The following is a 17,876-nucleotide window of genomic DNA, read 5'->3' on the forward strand; positions in this document are numbered from 1 at the left end:
CCAGGATGAGTATTGGGCCGCCGGGCGCAAGCACGGCGGCGCGCTGTTCAGGATTCAAATCGTCGAGCTTCACGGTGACCGTCGCAGCTTCAAAACTTAGTCGCGGAGCCAATCAGGATAGCGGCTCCAGCGCGCGCGGCAAAGCGAGCGGGCGTCGAGGCGGGTGAATTCGTGCCGACTTACGAACCACACGACAAATTTTACCGCAAGGCGCGTGCGCTGGGATTGCCGTCGCGGGCGGCGTTCAAGATTGAGGAAATAATTGCGCGCAACCGGCTCCTCGGCAGAGGTGCGCGAATCGTCGATTTGGGATGCGCGCCCGGCGGATGGCTGGCGATCCTGGTGGCCGCGGCGGGCGCGAGCGGACGCGTGGTCGGAGTCGATCTGGCGCAAGTGAAGAATCCGCCAGCCGGTGCGATCACGATCGCCGGTGACATCCTGGATCCAACTGTCGCCGCGCGGGTGCAAAGCGAGCTTGGCGGACGGGCCGATCTCGTGACCAGCGACCTTGCGCCGAAACTGACCGGGATTGCCGCGCGCGACGAGGCGCGTTCGCGGGAGCTGATAGATTGCGCGTTAACCTTCGCGATAACGATGCTGAAACCGGGCGGCGCGATGGTGGTGAAGCTCTTCATGGGCGCGCAATTCAAGGACATCGTCGATTCATTCAAGCGGCATTTCGGAAAGGTCGAAGTGACGCGCACCAAAGCCAGCCGCCCGGGATCTTCCGAACTGTATATCGTGGCCCGCGAGTTCCGGGGCTGAGCAAAGGGAGACGCAGCCGCGATGCGCTTGGCATCTGGCGCTCGACGCGCGTAAGGTTTGACTATGAAGGCTGTAAGCGGAAGGCATCTCTGCCTGCTGCTTGTCGCAGCCGTCGTGGCGGCCTGCTCATGCGGCCGTTCGCCATCCAAGCCGTCCACCGCCACCGGACTTTCGCCCGACGAAGTCAGAGTCCACGTCGCGCGCGTCGGCTTTGACGACGGGGCGGGCTCGCATTACGTGCTGCTGCTCGACGAGACCGAGTCGCGCGAATTGCCAATCCTGATTGGCGAGGGCGAGGCGCAGGCAATCATGTTCGCGCTGCACGGAATCAAGCCCGAGCGGCCGTTCACGCATGATCTGATTCGCTCCATCATCGGGCAGACCGGGAATCGCGTCGATCGAATCGTGATCGCGGATATGCGCGACGAGATCTATTACGCGACGATTTACCTCGACGGCGGCCGTTACTCGATCGACAGCCGGCCCAGCGACGCGATCGCGTTGGCGATGGGCATGAACGCGCCGATCTACGTGAACAACAAACTTTTCGGGTCGGCGCCCACGCTGGGGCTCGGCGCCGGCGGGAAAATCCCCGCCACCGCGCAGGCGCTGGGACTGACCGTGGAGCAACTGACTCCCGAGCTGGCGAGCTACTTCGGCCAGCCCGCCGGCGGACATGGCGTGCTGGTGTCGGGGGTCTCTTCGCCGGCGGAGAAAGCGGGCGTCGCGCGCGGCGATATCGTAGTCAAGGTGGGAGATCGCGAGGTCGCGGCGCTCGGCGATTTCAGCCGGCAAGTCGCGGATGCCAAGCGCGGCGGCGCGGTGACGCTGACGCTGATGCGCGGCGGCTCGAGCCGCACCGTCACGCTTGAAAGTTCGCCCGCCGCCGCTGCCGCGCCGAAGCCTTAGCCCTGGCGCACCAGCACGCTTTCGATATAGCGCGGATCGATCTCGCGTTCGCCGCCCAGGTTGGCGAACTCTTCTTCGAGCAGGTTCAGGCAGGAGTTCAGGAAGGCGGCGGTGCGCCGTCGTGCCGCGTCGTCCAGCCGCTCGGCCAGCGCCTGATGCACCCTGGCGCGAAACTCATCGTTGAGCGTCCCGGGCTGCCCGGTCATGATCGCCGTGCGCATCGCGGTCAGCCTGGCGCCTTCGATTGGATCGATCGCGAGGCGGTTGTCCAGCGCCAAACGCGCAAGCCCGGTCAGCACCAGTTGACTGAGGCGAATCTCCCGCGCCGCCATCTGGGCGCGGAAGTTCGGCGATGCGATATCGATCGCGAACATCGCGCGGAACAATTCAGCGGCCGAATCGACTTGATCGAGAATCGCGTAGCTCAGATGCAGATCGCGCATGCTGCTGAAATCGCGCATCTCGACCGCGCCACTGCCGTCCAGGCCGCTGTAAAATCGCGGCTGCCGCGCCATGAAGCCGGCCAGCGCCTCGCGGTAGGGCGAGTCGAGGTAGGAGATCTCGCGCACCTTGACCGTCGAGAGGCCGAGTTTCTTCAGCGTGGCCTCGGCGCTGGCGCGCAGATCGATCGTCAAGCTCACGCCGAGGCGAAAGAGCAGTTTCAGCGGCGTATCGCGCAGATGCTCGATCGCGCTTTGCAGGTCGCCGCCGGCCAGATGCTCGAGCGCCAGGTTCAAGTAATGATGGGTCATCTCGACCGCGACGCGCACCGCCTCCAGATCGCCGAAATCCACCGCGCGCGCAACCAGCACCTGGTTGCTGACCATCGCCATCTCGCTGCGGAGCTGGCGTTTGCCTTGCGCCGCGAATCCCGCGGTCAGCGCGGTGTTGAACAGCGAGACGTCGCCGTCGCCAATCGCCGGCGCCATCTCGGGCGCGATCACTTCGGTATCGTCGGGCAGATCGGCGCGGCTCGGCGGCTCATATCCCGCGCGAATCTTGAGAAACTGCTCGGGCTTGAGGTACGCGAACACGCTCTGCGCCTCGAAGAAGTCGGGAAAGCCCCGGTCGTTCAAGCGCGTGCGCCGGAACTGGTAGGCCTCTTCCTCGAGCTCGGCTTCGACGCCCCAATAGATTTCTTCCATCAGCCCGGCGAAGTAGTTGTAGTCGCGCTCGAACGCTTCTTCGATGAAGTCCGAGATGTGCTGCGAGATTGCGTCGTGCCGGATGAACTCGATCAAATAATTTTCGTCGTACTGCGTGAAGCGATTCGCCGTCGCGTCGGGCGAGGACGCCGGGTCGTCGATTCGATGCACTTTTATGTAGCCGCGCAGCAACAGCGACATCATCTCCATGTCCAGGCCCATCAGCGCGTCGGCCAGTTTGCGCCGTCCGCCGTCGGCCATCGCCTCGATCCACTCGCGCATGCGATGCATGTTGGGACGATCGCGATTCCAGCAATCCAGATCGAAGAGCGACTTGACCTGCTCGGGCATCGCCAGGCTGAGCAGGTCGCCGGCGTCGGCGCTGCCGATTTCCTTGAGCGTGTAGAAAAGCGTCTCGGGCGAAAACGATTGCACCAGGCGCTCGGCCTCGGGCGCGGACAGGATCAGGTCGCGCTTCTGGCGCGCGGGAAGGCCGTACAGGAACTCCAGCTTTTCCTGGAAGGGGAGGTTGAGAAATTCCGATTCGCCTCTTACCGCCATATCGCCCGCATCGACAGTTCCATCTCAAGGCAAAGTATCGCGCGCTTCCACGGCGGATCAACTAAGCGCGTATCTTTCGCTTGGCCGCGCGGTTAGATAAGATTTTTGCAACGCATAAGCGCCCATTCGTGGCCCCTCCCAACTCCAAACATCCTGTCGCACTGACCATCGCAGGCAGCGACCCCGGTGGCGGCGCCGGTCTGCAGGCCGACCTCAAAACCTTCGCCGCACTCGGCGTGTATGGCTACTCGGTCATCACCGAGGTGATCGCGCAGAACAGCTCGAGAATTACCGGGGTCGAAAACGTATCGACCGAGATGGTCGAGGCGCAGCTCGATACTCTCGCGCTGGAATGCGCGCCGCGCGCGGTCAAGACCGGTGCGCTGGCCGGCGCGGCGATCGTCAAGGCGGTGGCGCGCGCGATCGAACGCCTCAAATTGCCGGCGCCGGTGGTCGATCCCGTGATCGTGTCGAGCAGCGGCGCGCGGCTGATTGGCCCGAAAGGGGAACGCGCGATTCGAAAGCGCCTGATTCCCATCGCGCGCATCGTCACGCCCAATATTCCCGAAGCCGAAGCGCTCGCGCGCATTCGAATCGACTCCGAGGCGGCGATTCGCGAGGCCGCAATCAAGATCGTCAAGCTCGGCGCCAGAGCGGTCGTCATCAAGGGCGGGCATCGCAAGGACGATGCATCCGCGACGGATTTGTTTTACGACGGCCGCCGCTTCATCGAGCTCAAGAGCCCGCGAATAGCAGGCGGCGGTGCGCATGGCACGGGATGCGCGTTCTCGGCGGCGATCGCGGCGCATCTGGCGCGCGGGATGAGCCTCGAGGACGCGGTCCGCGGCGCGAAAGGTTACGTCACCGCGGCGCTCAGCCACAGCTTCAAATTGGGAAAGGGGCGCGCGCTGCTCGATCACTTCGCGCGCGGGCAGGGGTGACCCCTGCACGCACCGTTAAGGCTGCGCTCCGTTGTCGCGCGCGGGCAGTATCGCTTCGGCAGCAGCATCGGGTCCCGCGCCCGCATGGTCGAGGGCACGAGATTGGTAAGGCGACCGGATAACGCTTTGAGCGCGCGATTGCCGCTGCTCTTGAGCGGGCCATCGACCCGGCGATAACCTGTATGATGATGCCGGCGGCAAAGAAGGCGAATGTACCCGCGTAAGCGTGCGCTCGAGCGCATCGCGCGCGAACAAGTGCTCTACCAGCGCCATCCCGGCGGCGACATCTCGGTCTGCGTCATCTATCCCAACATCTACCGGCTCGGGATGGCCAACCTCGGCTTCCAGGCGGTTTTTCACATCTTCGAATCCAATCCATCCGTGGCCGCCGATCGCGCGTTCATCCCCGACGCCGACGAGCGCGACCCGTTGCGCGGCGGCGGCGAGCGTCTGGTCTCGTTCGAGCGCGGCCGTCCGCTCTCTGATTTCGACATCCTCGCGTTTTCGATTTCCTTCGAGACTGACTATCTCAATGTCCTGACCGTGCTGCGGATGGCCGGGATTCCGGCTCGTCGTGCTGAGCGCGCGGGCCGCAATTTCCCGCTGATCATCGCCGGTGGCTCCGCCGTCTTTCTCAATCCCGAACCGATCGCCGATTTCATCGATCTGTTTCTGATTGGCGAGGGCGAGGAGATGGTCCCGGAGTTCATCGAGCGATGGCAGGCGACGCGCGCGACGCCCAATCAACTGCGCGCGCTCGCATCCGTGCAGGGCGCCTACCTCCCCGACTATTACACTCCCGTTTACGACGACGCCGGCCGCCTCGCCGCGGTGAATTACAGCGGCCCCGGGAGCGCGCAGGTGAATCGCCGCCTGATTCGCGACCTCAACCGCTTTACCACCTCGTCGCTGATTCTCACCGAGGAATCCGTCTTCGGCGACATGTTCCTGGTCGAGGCGAGCCGCGGATGCCAATGGGGATGCCGCTTTTGCGCGGCCGGTTTCATGTATCGGCCGATTCGTTATCGCGCGCCTGAAACTCTAATCGCCGAGGCCGAGCGCGGTCTTGGCGAGCGCAAGGTGATCGGCCTGGTCGGCGCCGAGATGGCGAGCGTTCCCGGCGTCGCCGACATCGCATCGGCCGTCGCCGATCGCGGCGGCCGGCTGTCGCCCTCGTCGCTGAAGGCCGATTGCATTTCGCCCGCGCTCGCATCGGCGTTGGCGCGCGGCGGAAATCAAAGCGTGACCGTCGCGCCGGAGGCGGGCAGCGAGCGGATGCGCAAGGTCATCAACAAGAATCTTACCGAGGCCGAGATTCTGGGCGCCGCCGACATGATGCTGGGCGAGGGCGTCGGCAACCTGAAATTTTATTTCATGATCGGCTTGCCCGAGGAGCGCGACGAAGACGTGCTCGCGATTGCCGAGCTGGTGGCCAAGGTGCTCGAGCGCGCCCGCGCGCGCCGCACCCGCATCGGGTCGGTGACCGTGTCGCTCAATCCGTTTGTGCCCAAGCCGTGGACGCCGTTTCAATGGGACCCGATGCAGGACGCGCGATCGATCAAGGGCAAGGTCGCGATGCTGCGCCAGCGCCTGACGCGGCTGGGACAGGTCGAGCTCGATGCCGAGTCGCCGCGCGAGGCGTATTTCCAGACGATGGTCTCGCGAGGCGATCGCCGCGTCGGCGGTATCCTGGAACGGCTGGAAGCCGCGGGCTGCGAAGGTTCCGGAGCCATCTGGCACGAGTTGTCGGAGATTCATCGCGAAGTCCAGGCGGGCAGTAACGCTTCATCTTTGCCCGACCCCGATTTCTTCGTCACCCGTGCTTACGCCCACGACGAGCTGCTGCCGTGGGACTTTATCGATCATCACATTCACAAATGGTTTCTGCTCGCGGAACGAAAAAAGGCGCATCATGAGCATCAGAGTCCTCCGTGCGACGTGGTCCGATGCACCGTGTGCGGAGCCTGCTAGAATAAATTCGCAAGTCGAGGAGGAGAGGAGGAAGAGGAAGATGGTTCATCGTGATTTTCGTTCAGCGCGGATAACGGTTACCGCGGTTGCGGCGGTGGCGATGCTCGCATGGTCGGCGCCGGCCTTCACGGCGCCAGTCGGCGAGGAAGACGTTCCGGCGACCTCGATTGTCCCGGCCGGCGGCGAGAGCGCGCCCGCGCCGGTCAATTCTCCATCGTCGGCGCCGGCCGCAGCCGGTATGCCCTACCTTCCCGCGCCGGCGGCAAAGCCCCCTGTGCACCGCGCGCCGATTAAAAGTAAAAACACCGTCCGCGAACCGGAGATCGAACCGGCGCAGGCTCGGCTGAAGTTGCTTCAGAGCGTGCCGGTCTATTCCGCGCCCGCGAAAAGCAGCAAGCATATCGCACAAGTGTCGCAGGACAATTTCGTGATCGTGACGGGCTCCACTCACTATTATCTGCAGGTGAAGCTCAAGAACGGGCAGACCGGATACATCGATCCGTCGGCGGTGGAACTGGTGACGCCGACCGACAAGGACTTCGTGCTCACCCACGACGCCGGTGTGCTCGAAAAGCCGAATCGATGGGCGAAAAAACTCGCCGAGGTTCACCGGGGCCGCAATGTTCACATCGTCGGCCTCTCGCTGAACTACATGAAAATCCGGATGAAGAGCGGGCTCGAAGGCTTCATCCCGATCACCGCGCTCGAATAGCCAGGGGCGCCATCGGTCGCGCGCACCGATCGAGCTTTTCGCGCTCGACGCTGCTGCGTCGCGCCGCTATAAGTCTCGACTCGGGGAGTCTTGGATGACGCAGCGGGAACGACAGGGTTGGATCATCGTCGCGAGCCTGTTTGTCACGCTGGTGTTCGTTTTCGGCTCCGGCTACAACACCGGCGGCCTGTTCTTTCCGCATCTGCTGAAACATTTTGGATGGAAGCGCGCACAGCTCTCCACCCTCCAGGGTGCCGCGCTGCCGCTGTCGGCGGGACTTAGCACTCCGCTAATCGGATGGCTGCTCGATCGCGTCGAGGCGCGGGTCGTGATGGTTGCCGGCGCAATCATGACCGGCGTTGCTCTTCTGATCGCCAGCCGCGTCGATTCCTTCGGTCCGCTGTTCGGCGCGTACATCCTGCTTGGCGTCGGCATCGGCGCATCGACGCTGCTGCCGTGCTCGCTGGTGATCGCCAATTGGTTCGGTGCGCGGCGCGGGCTGGCGATGGGCCTGGCCTTCGCGGGGACCTCGCTGGGCGGTGCAGCGATGACGATGGTCGGGAACTTCGCGATCGTGCGCGGGGGATGGCGCGCCGGCTACGTCGCGCTGGCGATTCCGATATTCGTAATCGTGGTCCCATTGATAATCCTGGTCGTCAGGACCCGCCCGGCGCAGGCCGATGGCGTCAGCGTCGCGCAGGCCAGCGACGCGTTGCCGGGATTCGAACTGCGCGAAGCGCTGCGCGCGCGCTCGTTCTGGATGATTTCCGCGGCGCAGTTCTTTTTCGCCGCGGTCGCGGCTGGCGCGACTCTGCATCTGATCACCTATCTCACCGAACTCGGCTACACGCCGTCATTCGCGGCCGGCATGATGAGCCTGGGGTTCGTGTTCGCGGCCTTCGGCAAGCTTGGGATGGGCCTGTTTGCCGATCGCGTGAGCGCAAGAATCGCGCTGACGTTCAACTTTCTCGCCGCCGGCGTCGGGATGATCCTGATATTCGGTGCGGCGCGAACCGCCGTGCTGATTCCGTTCGTGCTGATTTTCGGACTGTCGCTCGGCGCGCCGCTGGTGCTGATTCCGATGCTGGTGGCGGAGTCGCTCGGGCTCAAGCGCTTCGGCTCGATCGGCGGTATCGCGGGCGTCTTCAACACGATCGGCGCGTTCGCCGGCTCGGTCGGCGCGGGCAAGATTTACGATCTGCACGGCAGCTATGCGCCCGCGTTCGAAGTGTTCGTCGTGATGTGCATGCTGGGCGCGGCGGCAGCATTTTCGTGCCGATCGCTAGCGTCAGAGCAAGCCCGCCAAACCGCAGCGCCCCTCCCCGCCAGCGCATAGCCAGGAGACCGGTAATTTACGGCGTCCGTGGCAGAGCGCCGTCGGGGATTGGGTCGGGCCGTTTGAAGAGGAGACGGAACAGGGCGCCTTTGCCCATCGCGCGTTCAATCTCCTGCATCAAAAGATAGAGAAAAACGACCATGCTGATGAGCAGCACCAGGCCCAGGAAGCGGTCGAGGTTGGCACTGGCGATAAAAGCGTTGACGCCTTCGCTAAGGCTGTGTGCCTCGCGCGCCGCCTTAAGGATTCGTTCGCCAATTCCCAACGCAATGACCGCCAACGCGTAAACGAAGGTCTTGCATGCAATCACCACGATGCGCCGATGGGAACCGAAGTTGTGTTCGGATTGCGCCCAGTCAATGAGCAGGATCACTTTGCCGAGGACCAGTGCCGCTACGGCGGCACTGGTGAACGCAGAGAACTCGATCAGATATTGCGCGACGAAAAGCTTGTACATCACGGCGATCAGCAGGAACGCGACGAAGAAAAAAAGAACCGTCGGCGCCATCTCGCGCAATAGGTTGACCAGCCGTCGCTCGATCGATTGCAGAATCATTCCGGCACTATTTCAAGAAGCCTGCGCTAAAAATAGGTGACCTTGGTCCAACGACTCCCAATCGCAGCTTGCGGCTTTAGTCAGTTGCGCGCCAGCGCGAGGAGCGAGCGGACTTTGGAGGCGATGTCGGGCGCATTGACCACGTCGGTGATGATCGCCACGGCGTCTGCGCCGGCCGCGAGAGTTTCCGCGACTCGCGCTTCGGTGATCCCGCCGATCGCGACGATCGGAATCCTTACGGCGGCGCGCATCGCGCGAAGACGGTCGAGGCCCATCCCCGCGGCGATGTGCTTCAGTCCGCCGGAATACATCGGCCCAAATCCGATGTAGTCCGCGCCGCCATTTTCAGCCGCGCGCGCCTGCTCGACGGTGTGAGTCGAAATTCCAATTATCCTGCCAGGACCGGCGATCCGCCGCGCCGCCTCGAGCGGAAGATCCTCCTGGCCAAGATGCACTCCGTGCGCGCCGGCGAGAATCGCGATATCGACCCGGTCGTTGACGATTAGAATCGCGCCGCGGCTGCGGCACAGCCCGGCAATCGCGCGCGCTGCCGCCAGAAAGTCGCGCCCCGGCGCATCCTTCAGCCGCAGCTGCATGATTCGCGCACCGGCGTCGAGGAAAATCTCGGCGAGCCGGACCGGCTCGTGTCCGCCGGCCGGATCGACGATCGCGTAAAAATGCGAGGGCAGCCGCATCATGCGGGCGGAAATTTGGTCAGTACGATCTTGTGGTCGGTGATCTTCTTGCGCAGCGTGTTGCGATTGAGCCCCAGCATCCGCGCCGCGCGCACCTGGTTGCCGCCGGCGCGCTTGAGCGCGAGTTCGACCAGCGGACGCTCGATTTCCGCCACCAGCCGATGGTAGAGGTCGCGCGGTTCCTCGCCGCCGGGCGAATCGAACCATCCCGCGATGCGCCCCGAGATGACATCGCCGAGCGTGGCGCCGGCGTCGGCCGCGGTGGCTGCGCCGCCCGCGCGGCCACGGCGCGTGAGCTCGACATCGTCGGCGCCAATGGTAGTGCCCGGCGCGAGCAGCGCGGCGCGCATCACGGCATTTTCGAGTTCGCGCACGTTACCCGGCCAATCGGCGGACTCCAGTTTGGCGCGCGCTTCGGGGCTGATGGTGGTGGCGCGCGCGCCCATCTCCTGGGCGGCCTTGGAGACGAAATAATCGGTCAGCTCCGCGATGTCCTCGCGCCGCTCGCGCAGCGCCGGCATCTGAATCGGAATCACGCGGAGCCGAAAGTACAGGTCCTCGCGGAATTTGCGCGCGGCCACCAGGGTCTCGAGGTTCTGGTTGGTCGCGGCGATTACGCGCGCCCTGAGCTTGAGCGTCTCGGCGCTGCCGACCCGGTTGAACTCGCGCTCCTGCAGCACGCGCAGCAGCTTGGGCTGCAATTCCACCGGCAGGTCGCCGATTTCGTCGAGGAAGATCGTGCCGCTGTCGGCCATCTCGAATTTGCCGGCGCGCCGCTCGGAGGCGCCGGTGAAGGAGCCGCGTTCGTGCCCGAACAGTTCACTCTCGAGCAGACCGTGCGGGATGGCGGAGCAGTTGACGGCGACGAACGGCGAGCGCCATCGCGCCGATTTGAAGTGGATCGCGCGCGCGACCAGCTCCTTGCCGGTGCCGCTCTCGCCGCTGAGCAAAACGGTGGCGTCATTGGTGACGACGCGCCCGATCAGCTTGTAAACCTCCTGCATCGCAGGGCCGCGGCCGATTATCTCGCCACCGACGAGCTGGCGATTCACCTCGTCTTTCAGGCGGTTGAGATCCGCGGCCTGCGCGCCGACTTCCGCCGCGCGCTTGACCGCCGCCGCGACCAGATCGAGATTGGCGAACGGCTTGGTCAGGTAGTCGTGAGCGCCGCGCTTCATCGCTTCGACGGCGTTGTTCATCGTGCTGGCCGCGGTGATCACGATGATCAGCGTGCGGACGGCGTCGGCGTGCGCGGCAGACAATACGTCGAGTCCGCCCGCGCCCGGCATGATGATGTCGAGCAATGCGACGTCGAATCGATTGGTGCGCAGGGCCGCAAGCGCGGCCGAGCTGTCCACCGCCTCTTCGACGCGATGGCCGTCGGCTTCGAGGCGATGGCGCAAAACGAGGCGAATTGCGGGATCGTCGTCGGCGATCAGAACCGCGGCGCCGGCGCCGGGATCCGTCACACGTTCGGCGAGGTTCTGGTTCGATGCGCTTGCGCCCATGGTCATCATGCTCACGGGTTACAATCGTAACAGTAAGTTTGATCTTATCGCCAATGGGCTGAGAGTCGCCCAAAATCTAAGCATTACGCCGCCGTTACGAGTGGAAGCGGCGCAATCTTGACCGGGTCGATCGGCAGGGAAAGGGAGAAATACACAATCCCTTGTGGTTTTGGGACGGCTGCGCTCCAGGGCTAGCTTTGTTCCGTCAAATTTATTTTTGCGGGAAACGCAAGGGTCGTTGTGGCCGGTGGTGAGTCGTCGGGCGACTTTTCGAGCGAGAGGGCGTGCAGGATCCTGGCTGTTGACCATAACGTGATCGAGTAGCACGGCGGGCGATCGAGCGTAAGGCTGAACAGTTCACCCGCTGCGGCGGGTACTGCGGCGGGTACGCAGTGTTTCCCGCTGCGGCGGGTGCGCGGTGTTTGCAGTGGTGGGGTCTCGCGGTGATCTCAAGGTCAGCAGTTCGATCTGGGGCCGGGCGGGGATTCGGCGCGCGATGCGTCGGTTACTGCGAGATGTCGCGCAGCGAGACGGCGCGCGCGGGGAGTTAGCGGATTGCCGCGCTGCCGACAAATTGCGCTTAGCGACAAAGCGCTCAGGGCGGAGGCAGAATCTTGAATCGCGCGCCCGTGGGCACGGGAGGCCAGTATTAAAAACGGGAAACAGGGCGCGCTGGATAATGACCCTCGCCTTCATCCTCGCCCTGACAGGAGAGCTTTGCATAACCGGAGGTTGATGCTGAAGCTATACGCGCTGGCGCGCGAGATCCTTCGCTGCGCTCAGGATGACACAAAAAAGCGAGCGGCCACCCGTGTCATTCTGAGCGAAAGTGGTGTGATTGAGCCGAAGCCCTGAGTACTCGAAGGGGAAGAATCCCGACGGTCGCTCCGGCGTCCGGCGCTCGTTACGCACAGCTCTCTGACAGGGCGAGGAAGGAATCGGGATTCTTCGCTTCGCTCTAGAATGACACAAAAGAAGAGCGCTGGCCTCGGAGGCGACGCCCTAACCGGGGCGAGGCAAAGATCCGAGATCGTTCGCTTCGCTCTCCCGGATTTCTCATTGCGGGGGTTTCTCGGGCGGGACGATTGGGAGCATCACCTTGAACGTCATCCCATCCTTGGATGCGCCTGCGCCCTTGGCTTCGACGCCGCCGCGCTGCGCCCACAGCCTGCCGCCGTGAAGCGCGATAATCCGCTGGCATAGCACGAGACCCAGCCCGGTTCCGGCCGGCTTGGTGGTGAAGAACGGGGTGAACAGTTGCGCGAGCTGATCTTCGGCGATGCCTACGCCGCTGTCGCTGACCTCGACCCGCAGGAACTGGCGGTGGCGGCCCTCGGCGGTCATTTTGAAATCCCGTTCGATTCGCGTATGCAGTCGAATCGTGCCCGACGAGCCGATCGCTTCGGCCGCGTTCTTGATCAAATTCAGGAAGGTTCGTTCCAATGCGCCTGCGTCGCCAACCACGTCGGGCAGGCTGGGATCGAAATCCTGGAGCACCACGACACCGTCGGGCGGCTGCGGGAACAACCCCGCCATCCTCATCGCCTGGTGCAGCACCAGGTGTATGTTGACCGGCTCCTCCGCCAGGCGTTGCGGCCCGCTGACCATCAGCACCTGCTCGACCAGCGAGGCGATCCGATTGACGCCGTCGAGAATCACGCTGCAGTACTGCTGCGCGCGTCCGTCATCGGGAAACATCCCGGCCATCAGCTCGGCGGCGCCCTTGATGCCCGTCAGCGGGTTCCTGACCTCATGGGCCAGGCCGGCCGGCGACAGCTGCAGGTTCAAGTCGCCGGTGGTCCGTGCCTCGGCGGCGCCTTTTTCGTGGGACAGGTCGTGAAGCAGGAGAATAACCCCGGCGAGCCGTCCCTCGGCGTTGAGCAGGGGGGAAACTTCGGCGCGAATCGTCAGTTCCCGAGGCCCCGCCGTCAGAACTGTCTCCATGTCTCCAAGGTTCTGACCGCTTTTTAGGCACGCGCCGACCATTCGCCCCAACCAGTCGTTCTGGCGCAGGAGATCGGCCACGGTGGCGGCGCTCATTTGGGAAACCCCGAGCATCGTCGTAGCCGCGGGATTGACCGCTTGGGGTTCCATCGTGGGCGAAAGCACGATGATCGCATCGGTCAGGCTATCGATAATGTCGTGCCAGAGGCTCAAGTTTACCCTCGGTCAGTCGCCATCAGGAGCGCTGCGATTATCAAGCGTAACATAAAGGACTTGATCGGCTAAGCCTGGAGTTTGCGAATATATTCCCGCCTCTGAGCGCAAAAATTCGTGAGCATTTCCAAGGATTATTAAAAATATGATTATCAAGCATTAGCCTTTTTAATAGATTATCCACCGCCGATGGGTTGATTCTGGTCGTATCGGTCGGTACGGTTGTGGGCAACCTTCTCGGAGGAGAATGCTTAGGACGAAGTCTATCTATCGAGTGTTTGTTGCCCTGCTGGCGGCCTTGGCTGTCGCCGGATGGGCGTCCACTCGTGCGCTCGCTGACGAACTTTACGCGCCCGAGGCTCCGTCCGGGGTGTATGCCCCGCCTCCAAGCCTGGTCGGACAACACACAGGCTTTGATCTCGAGACTCCTGCGGAAGCCGGCGCCCAGCCGATCGCGTCGCCATACGTGATTGCGCTGCCTCAGGCGGTTGCGCCGTTCCCGATTCTGCTTAATCGGTCCGTTCGCCGCTATGTGTCGGATTTTCTGAATTACCCTGACCAACTCCAAGATACCTTCGACCGCAGTCACCCGTACCTGCCCGATATGGTCCGGGTACTGAGAAGCTATGGCCTTCCCGACGACTTGGTGTACCTGGCGTTCGCCGAAAGCGAATTTTCCAAGCGCGGCAGGGGTCCGTGGCAGTTCAATAGCGACACCGCCAAGCGCTTCGGCCTCCATATCGACAGCTACGTCGATGAGCGCCGCGACCCCGTAATGTCCACCAAGGCAGCGGCCGAGTATCTGGCCACCTTGCACGACGAGGCCGGCGACGATTGGCCGGTGACGCTGATCGCGTGGAACAACGGCGATAAGGCGATCGATCGTTATTGGTCGTTGCGCGGCCCCAATATCGAAAAGTTCGGCAATCGGCTGCCGCGGCGAACCCGTGGGCTGCTGGGGCGTTTCATGGCCGTCGCGTATATCGCGCATCATGCCAATAGCTACGGCATCACGCCCATCAAGCTCGACGATCCACCGGCGTATCAGATGCTGCCGGTTCGCGGCGGCACTCCTCTGAGCCGGGTCGCGCTCGATCACGGGACGACGCTGCAGCGCCTGCATGATCTCAACCCGGCGTTGCTGCGCGACGTCGTTCCTCCCTACCACCGGTCGTACAGCGTCCGCGTTCCCGTGGAAACCCACGCCAGCGCGCAGCACGTCGAATTCTAGTTTTTCAGGCTCTTTTCGCTGCTTGCTCCAGACCGGCATTGGCCGGTCGCCGGTTCATTCGTGAGCCGAAGCGGCGTATCCTCTTTCCTTCATGATTAGCGCCGACGAAGCCCTGCAAATCGTACTCGAAAACGTAGCTGCGCTCGGGGTCGAGCGGATTCCAATGGTCGCGGCGCTTGGCCGCGTGCTCGCCCAGGATATCAGCTCGCCGCGCGATATCCCCGGCTTCGACAACTCCGCGATGGACGGTTACGCAGTGCGCGCCGCCGATCTTGCCAAGGCGTCGGAGAAAAGCCCGGTCAAGCTGACCGTGGTCGAGACCGTGGGCGCCGGCAAGATGCCGACCCGGCGCGTGAGCGCGGGTGAGGCGGTTCGCACGATGACCGGCGCGCCGATCGCCGAGGGCGCAGACGCGGTCGTTGCGGTCGAACGGACGCGCGGCAGCGGGAGTGTGGTCGAGTTTCTCGTCGCCGCCGAGAAAGGCGATTCCATCAGGCCGCGCGGCGAGGATTTGCGCCTGGGCGATCTCGTGATGTCGGCGGGCAAGACGCTTAAGCCGGCGGACCTTGGGATGCTGGCGTCGGTGAATCGCGCGATGGTCGAAGTCATTCGCCGCCCGCGGGTTGCGATTGTCTGCACCGGCGACGAACTGGTGGACGTCGATCAATCGCCGGCCGGTCCGCAGGTCGTCAATTCCAGCGCCTACGCGCTGGCCGGCGCGATTGGCGAAGCCGGCGCCGAGGCCGTCATCCTCAAAGTGGCGCGCGACGACGCGCGCGAGATTCGCGAGCGGCTGGCCGAGGCGATGACCTTCGACGTGGTGCTATCGACCGGCGGCGTCTCGGTGGGCCAGTTCGATCACGTCACCGGCGCGCTCGACGAACTGGGGGTGCGCCAGCTTTTTCACGGCGTCGCGCAAAAGCCGGGGCGTCCGCTCAAGTTCGGCGTCGTCGGCTACCGCCCGATATTCGGCCTGCCGGGCAATCCCGTATCCACTCTCGTATGCTTCTACCTGTACGCGCGCCCCGCGATCCTCAAGATGAGCGGGATGCGGCGCGTCGGTCTGCCGCGGGTCCGTGCGCGATGCGCCGTCGATATCAAGATCGGCAGGGACGTCACCGAGTTTGTGCGAGTTAAACTAGAGCGCGGCGCGGACGGCTGGCTGGCGACGCCGACCGGCAGCCAGGGATCGGGGATTTTAAGCTCGCTCTCGCGCGCCGACGGTTTGCTGGTCGGTCCGTCAACCGAAACTCTGCTGAAGGCTGGCGCTCAGGCGACCGTGCTGCTCTTGGGGCCTGACGGCGACGCGGTTGCGGCCGATGAACTGTTCGAGGGCCGGCGCCATAGCCACTGAATCACGATGGTCGCGACGGCGCCGAAAATCGCAGCGCCGATTATCACCGCCGAGAGCCTGAGCTGGAGTTTCAGTATGTTGAAAGGCAGCAGGTAAAACGTGACCATCTCGATCTGGAAGTTTGCGTAAATGACGTACGCCACCCACAGGACCACGATCGTGCCGATGATGAATTTCGGGTTTTTGGCAAATGCGGGCATCGCGGGTGATCCTCCTGACGGGCGATGAGAAAAAGCTTGGCGGCTGAAGTAGCGATTGTCAACGCGAGTGGGGCGCAGTGCAAATGATGCGCTGGCGGGAGTAATTCCCGCGCGAGGGTTGGAGCAATGGCGACGCGTTATCGCGTAGGCAACGGATTCGATTTTCATCCGCTCGAAGCGGGCCGCCGGCTCGTGCTGGGCGGCGTCGAAATCAAGCACGACAAGGGACTGCGCGGCCATTCGGACGCCGACGTCGCGGCGCATGCGCTCGCCAACGCGATCCTCGGCGCGATCGGCGCGGGCGACCTGGGCCGGCATTTTCCCGACAGCGATCCCCGCTATAAAGACGCCGACTCGATCGCGCTGCTCGGGGCCGTCTGGAAGCTCGCCGGCGGCCGCGGATGGCGGCTGGGCAACGCCGATCTCACGATTTTCGCCGAGCAGCCGAAGCTGGGGCCGTATCTCGACGCGATGCGCGAGCGGCTCGCCGCCGCACTCGGCGCGGATCAAGCGCGCGTCAACGTGAAAGCGTCGAGTCCCGAGGGAATCGGCGCGCTAGGCCGCGGCGACGGGATGGCGGCTGCGGCGATCGTGATGCTCGAAGCGGAATAGCCCGCGCGCAGCCCAGTCCTGCTAGAGATCGTCGTCGCCCGATCCGTCATCGCCCAAATCACCACCGCCTTCGAGTTCTTCGACCGCTTGGTCGAATTCCGGGCCGTTGAACTCGTCGCCCATCTCCTTGCCCATCCGCTTCATCATCCGCGCCACACTCTTGGGGTCGTTCTCGTCGACATCGCCCATCTTTGACGGATCCCCGAGCGACTCCATTCGCGACTCCTCGCTGCGTGGCATCGCGAACCGCGACATCAGGCGGCGCATTTTCTTTCCCCCGCAATGCGCGCAAACGGCGGCAACCTTTTCGCTGACGCGCGTCGTTAAGACACTGGTGATCCGCCGGCACTTCTCACATCGATATTCGTAGATCGGCATGGCGACGGTATTGTATCCGCTGCCAGCGCAGATTTCACGGACAATTAATTACTCTGCGATCCTGAACAGCGCGCGTGTGTTGGCGGTTGTCGCCGCGGCGATTTCCTCGAACGTAGTGCATCGCAGATGCGCAATCGCGGCGACCACATCCTTGATCATCGCCGGTTCGGTCAACCGCCCCGCGAACTGGCCGCCGTACGGCCACGGCCCGTCGGTCTCGACCAGTATCCTGTTCGAAGGGATCATCCGGGCGAGATCCCGGTCGCGCTCCCGGTAGGCGACCTCGGGAGTCAGCGAAATAAAGTATCCGGCGTTGAGGATCGCGCGGGTGGTCTGCTCGTCGGACTTATGCCAATGAAAGACCGCGCGCGTCACTCCAGCCTCGCCAATTATCGCGAGCGCTTCGGCGGCGGATCGATGCGGCGCATGCAGTATCAACGCCAGGTCCATCGCGGCCGCGAGCTTCGCAAAGCGTGCGAGCGTCCGCTTCGCCGCGTCCCGCACGCCCGCGTCTCCCGCGCGGTCGCCGTACCATGGCAGTCCGACTTCGCCGACGGCGCAAATCGAGTCGCGCTCACGCGCGATCGTCTCGAGCGCCTCGAGCGCGTCATGTTCGCTATGTTCGGCCTGCTCGGGATGAAATCCCAATGCCGGGAAAATGACGCGCGGATATTTCTTTGCCAGTTCGATCACAGCTCGATTCGACGCCGGCCCGACTCCCGGCACGACCATCGCCGATACTCCCGCATCGCGCGCCCGCTTGATTGCGCCGCAACGGTCGGGGTACTGGTCAGCGTCGAGATGAACGTGGCTGTCGATCATTTCATTCGTATAGCAGGCATGCG

General features: G+C 63.8%; 17 protein-coding genes and 1 pseudogene. 9 read left to right on the forward strand and 9 right to left on the reverse strand.

What is annotated here, in order from left to right; all coding sequences use genetic code 11:
- Positions 1–171: 171 nt before the first annotated feature.
- Together VIO10_RS04575 and VIO10_RS04580 are read left to right on the forward strand one after the other, a co-directional pair.
- Positions 172–765: an RlmE family RNA methyltransferase gene (locus tag VIO10_RS04575; RefSeq protein ID WP_331960031.1), complete on the forward strand. Its 594-nt coding sequence runs from the start codon at positions 172–174 to the stop codon at positions 763–765.
- A gap of 63 nt (positions 766–828) precedes the next feature.
- Positions 829–1,674, forward strand: coding sequence for a bifunctional nuclease domain-containing protein (locus VIO10_RS04580; RefSeq protein WP_331960034.1), 846 nt, complete (start codon positions 829–831; stop codon positions 1,672–1,674).
- On the opposite strand, the gene VIO10_RS04585 is transcribed toward VIO10_RS04580, so the two are convergent.
- Positions 1,671–3,380, reverse strand: coding sequence for a DUF6178 family protein (locus VIO10_RS04585; protein WP_331960037.1), 1,710 nt, complete (start codon positions 3,378–3,380; stop codon positions 1,671–1,673). The genes VIO10_RS04580 and VIO10_RS04585 overlap by 4 nt on opposite strands.
- Before the next feature lie 128 nt (positions 3,381–3,508).
- On the opposite strand from VIO10_RS04585, the gene thiD reads away from it, so the two are divergent.
- The 4 genes from thiD (at position 3,509) to VIO10_RS04605 (ending at position 8,340) form a co-directional block, all read left to right on the forward strand.
- Entirely contained in the window at positions 3,509–4,321 is an 813-nt protein-coding gene (gene thiD, locus VIO10_RS04590; protein ID WP_331960040.1) for a bifunctional hydroxymethylpyrimidine kinase/phosphomethylpyrimidine kinase, read from the forward strand.
- A 210-nt stretch (positions 4,322–4,531) separates the two neighbouring features.
- A complete protein-coding gene (locus VIO10_RS04595) occupies positions 4,532–6,292 on the forward strand; it encodes a radical SAM protein (RefSeq protein ID WP_331960043.1) in 1,761 nt (586 codons plus the stop codon).
- A 40-nt stretch (positions 6,293–6,332) separates the two neighbouring features.
- Positions 6,333–7,004, forward strand: coding sequence for an SH3 domain-containing protein (locus VIO10_RS04600; RefSeq protein WP_331960046.1), 672 nt, complete (start codon positions 6,333–6,335; stop codon positions 7,002–7,004).
- A 94-nt stretch (positions 7,005–7,098) separates the two neighbouring features.
- Positions 7,099–8,340, forward strand: a complete 1,242-nt coding sequence (locus VIO10_RS04605; protein WP_331960049.1) for an MFS transporter — start codon at positions 7,099–7,101, stop codon at positions 8,338–8,340.
- A 16-nt stretch (positions 8,341–8,356) separates the two neighbouring features.
- On the opposite strand, the gene VIO10_RS04610 is transcribed toward VIO10_RS04605, so the two are convergent.
- The 4 genes from VIO10_RS04610 to VIO10_RS04625 form a co-directional block, all read right to left on the reverse strand.
- On the reverse strand, positions 8,357–8,896 hold the full coding sequence (locus VIO10_RS04610) for a hypothetical protein (protein WP_331960052.1): 540 nt from the start codon (positions 8,894–8,896) through the stop codon (positions 8,357–8,359).
- 80 nt (positions 8,897–8,976) lie between these two features.
- On the reverse strand, positions 8,977–9,594 hold the full coding sequence (gene thiE, locus VIO10_RS04615; RefSeq protein ID WP_331960055.1) for a thiamine phosphate synthase: 618 nt from the start codon (positions 9,592–9,594) through the stop codon (positions 8,977–8,979).
- Entirely contained in the window at positions 9,591–11,099 is a 1,509-nt protein-coding gene (locus tag VIO10_RS04620) for a sigma-54 dependent transcriptional regulator (RefSeq protein WP_331960058.1), read from the reverse strand. The genes thiE and VIO10_RS04620 overlap by 4 nt, the downstream gene beginning before the upstream one ends.
- A 1,056-nt stretch (positions 11,100–12,155) precedes the next feature.
- The gene (locus VIO10_RS04625; RefSeq protein ID WP_331960061.1) at positions 12,156–13,256 is read right to left on the reverse strand and encodes a two-component system sensor histidine kinase NtrB; all 1,101 of its coding nucleotides are present in this window, start codon (positions 13,254–13,256) and stop codon (positions 12,156–12,158) included.
- Positions 13,257–13,503: 247 nt separating this feature from the next.
- Between VIO10_RS04625 and VIO10_RS04630 the strand changes: the two genes are divergently transcribed.
- Entirely contained in the window at positions 13,504–14,487 is a 984-nt protein-coding gene (locus VIO10_RS04630) for a lytic transglycosylase domain-containing protein (protein ID WP_331960064.1), read from the forward strand.
- A gap of 91 nt (positions 14,488–14,578) precedes the next feature.
- Entirely contained in the window at positions 14,579–15,841 is a 1,263-nt protein-coding gene (glp, locus tag VIO10_RS04635; RefSeq protein WP_331960067.1) for a gephyrin-like molybdotransferase Glp, read from the forward strand.
- Here glp and VIO10_RS04640 read toward each other — a convergent pair.
- Positions 15,757–16,041, reverse strand: a complete 285-nt coding sequence (locus VIO10_RS04640; protein ID WP_331960070.1) for a hypothetical protein — start codon at positions 16,039–16,041, stop codon at positions 15,757–15,759. The two genes, glp and VIO10_RS04640, sit on opposite strands and share 85 nt — an antisense overlap.
- 126 nt (positions 16,042–16,167) lie before the next feature.
- Between VIO10_RS04640 and ispF the strand changes: the two genes are divergently transcribed.
- A complete protein-coding gene (ispF, locus tag VIO10_RS04645; protein WP_331960073.1) occupies positions 16,168–16,653 on the forward strand; it encodes a 2-C-methyl-D-erythritol 2,4-cyclodiphosphate synthase in 486 nt (161 codons plus the stop codon).
- A 21-nt stretch (positions 16,654–16,674) separates the two neighbouring features.
- Here the strand turns inward: ispF and VIO10_RS04650 are convergent, their stop codons facing one another.
- The 3 genes and pseudogenes from VIO10_RS04650 to VIO10_RS04655 all read right to left on the reverse strand — a co-directional run bounded on the left by VIO10_RS04650 (position 16,675) and on the right by VIO10_RS04655 (position 17,853).
- Positions 16,675–16,869, reverse strand: coding sequence for a hypothetical protein (locus VIO10_RS04650; RefSeq protein WP_331960076.1), 195 nt, complete (start codon positions 16,867–16,869; stop codon positions 16,675–16,677).
- Positions 16,870–16,893: 24 nt separating this feature from the next.
- Positions 16,894–17,031, reverse strand: a pseudogene (locus tag VIO10_RS16190) (FmdB family zinc ribbon protein); the annotation flags it as partial.
- 48 nt (positions 17,032–17,079) lie between these two features.
- Positions 17,080–17,853: a TatD family hydrolase gene (locus VIO10_RS04655; protein WP_331960079.1), complete on the reverse strand. Its 774-nt coding sequence runs from the start codon at positions 17,851–17,853 to the stop codon at positions 17,080–17,082.
- Positions 17,854–17,876: the final 23 nt, after the last annotated feature.

Source organism: Candidatus Binatus sp., from assembly GCF_036567905.1.
Classification (GTDB): domain Bacteria; phylum Desulfobacterota; class Binatia; order Binatales; family Binataceae; genus Binatus.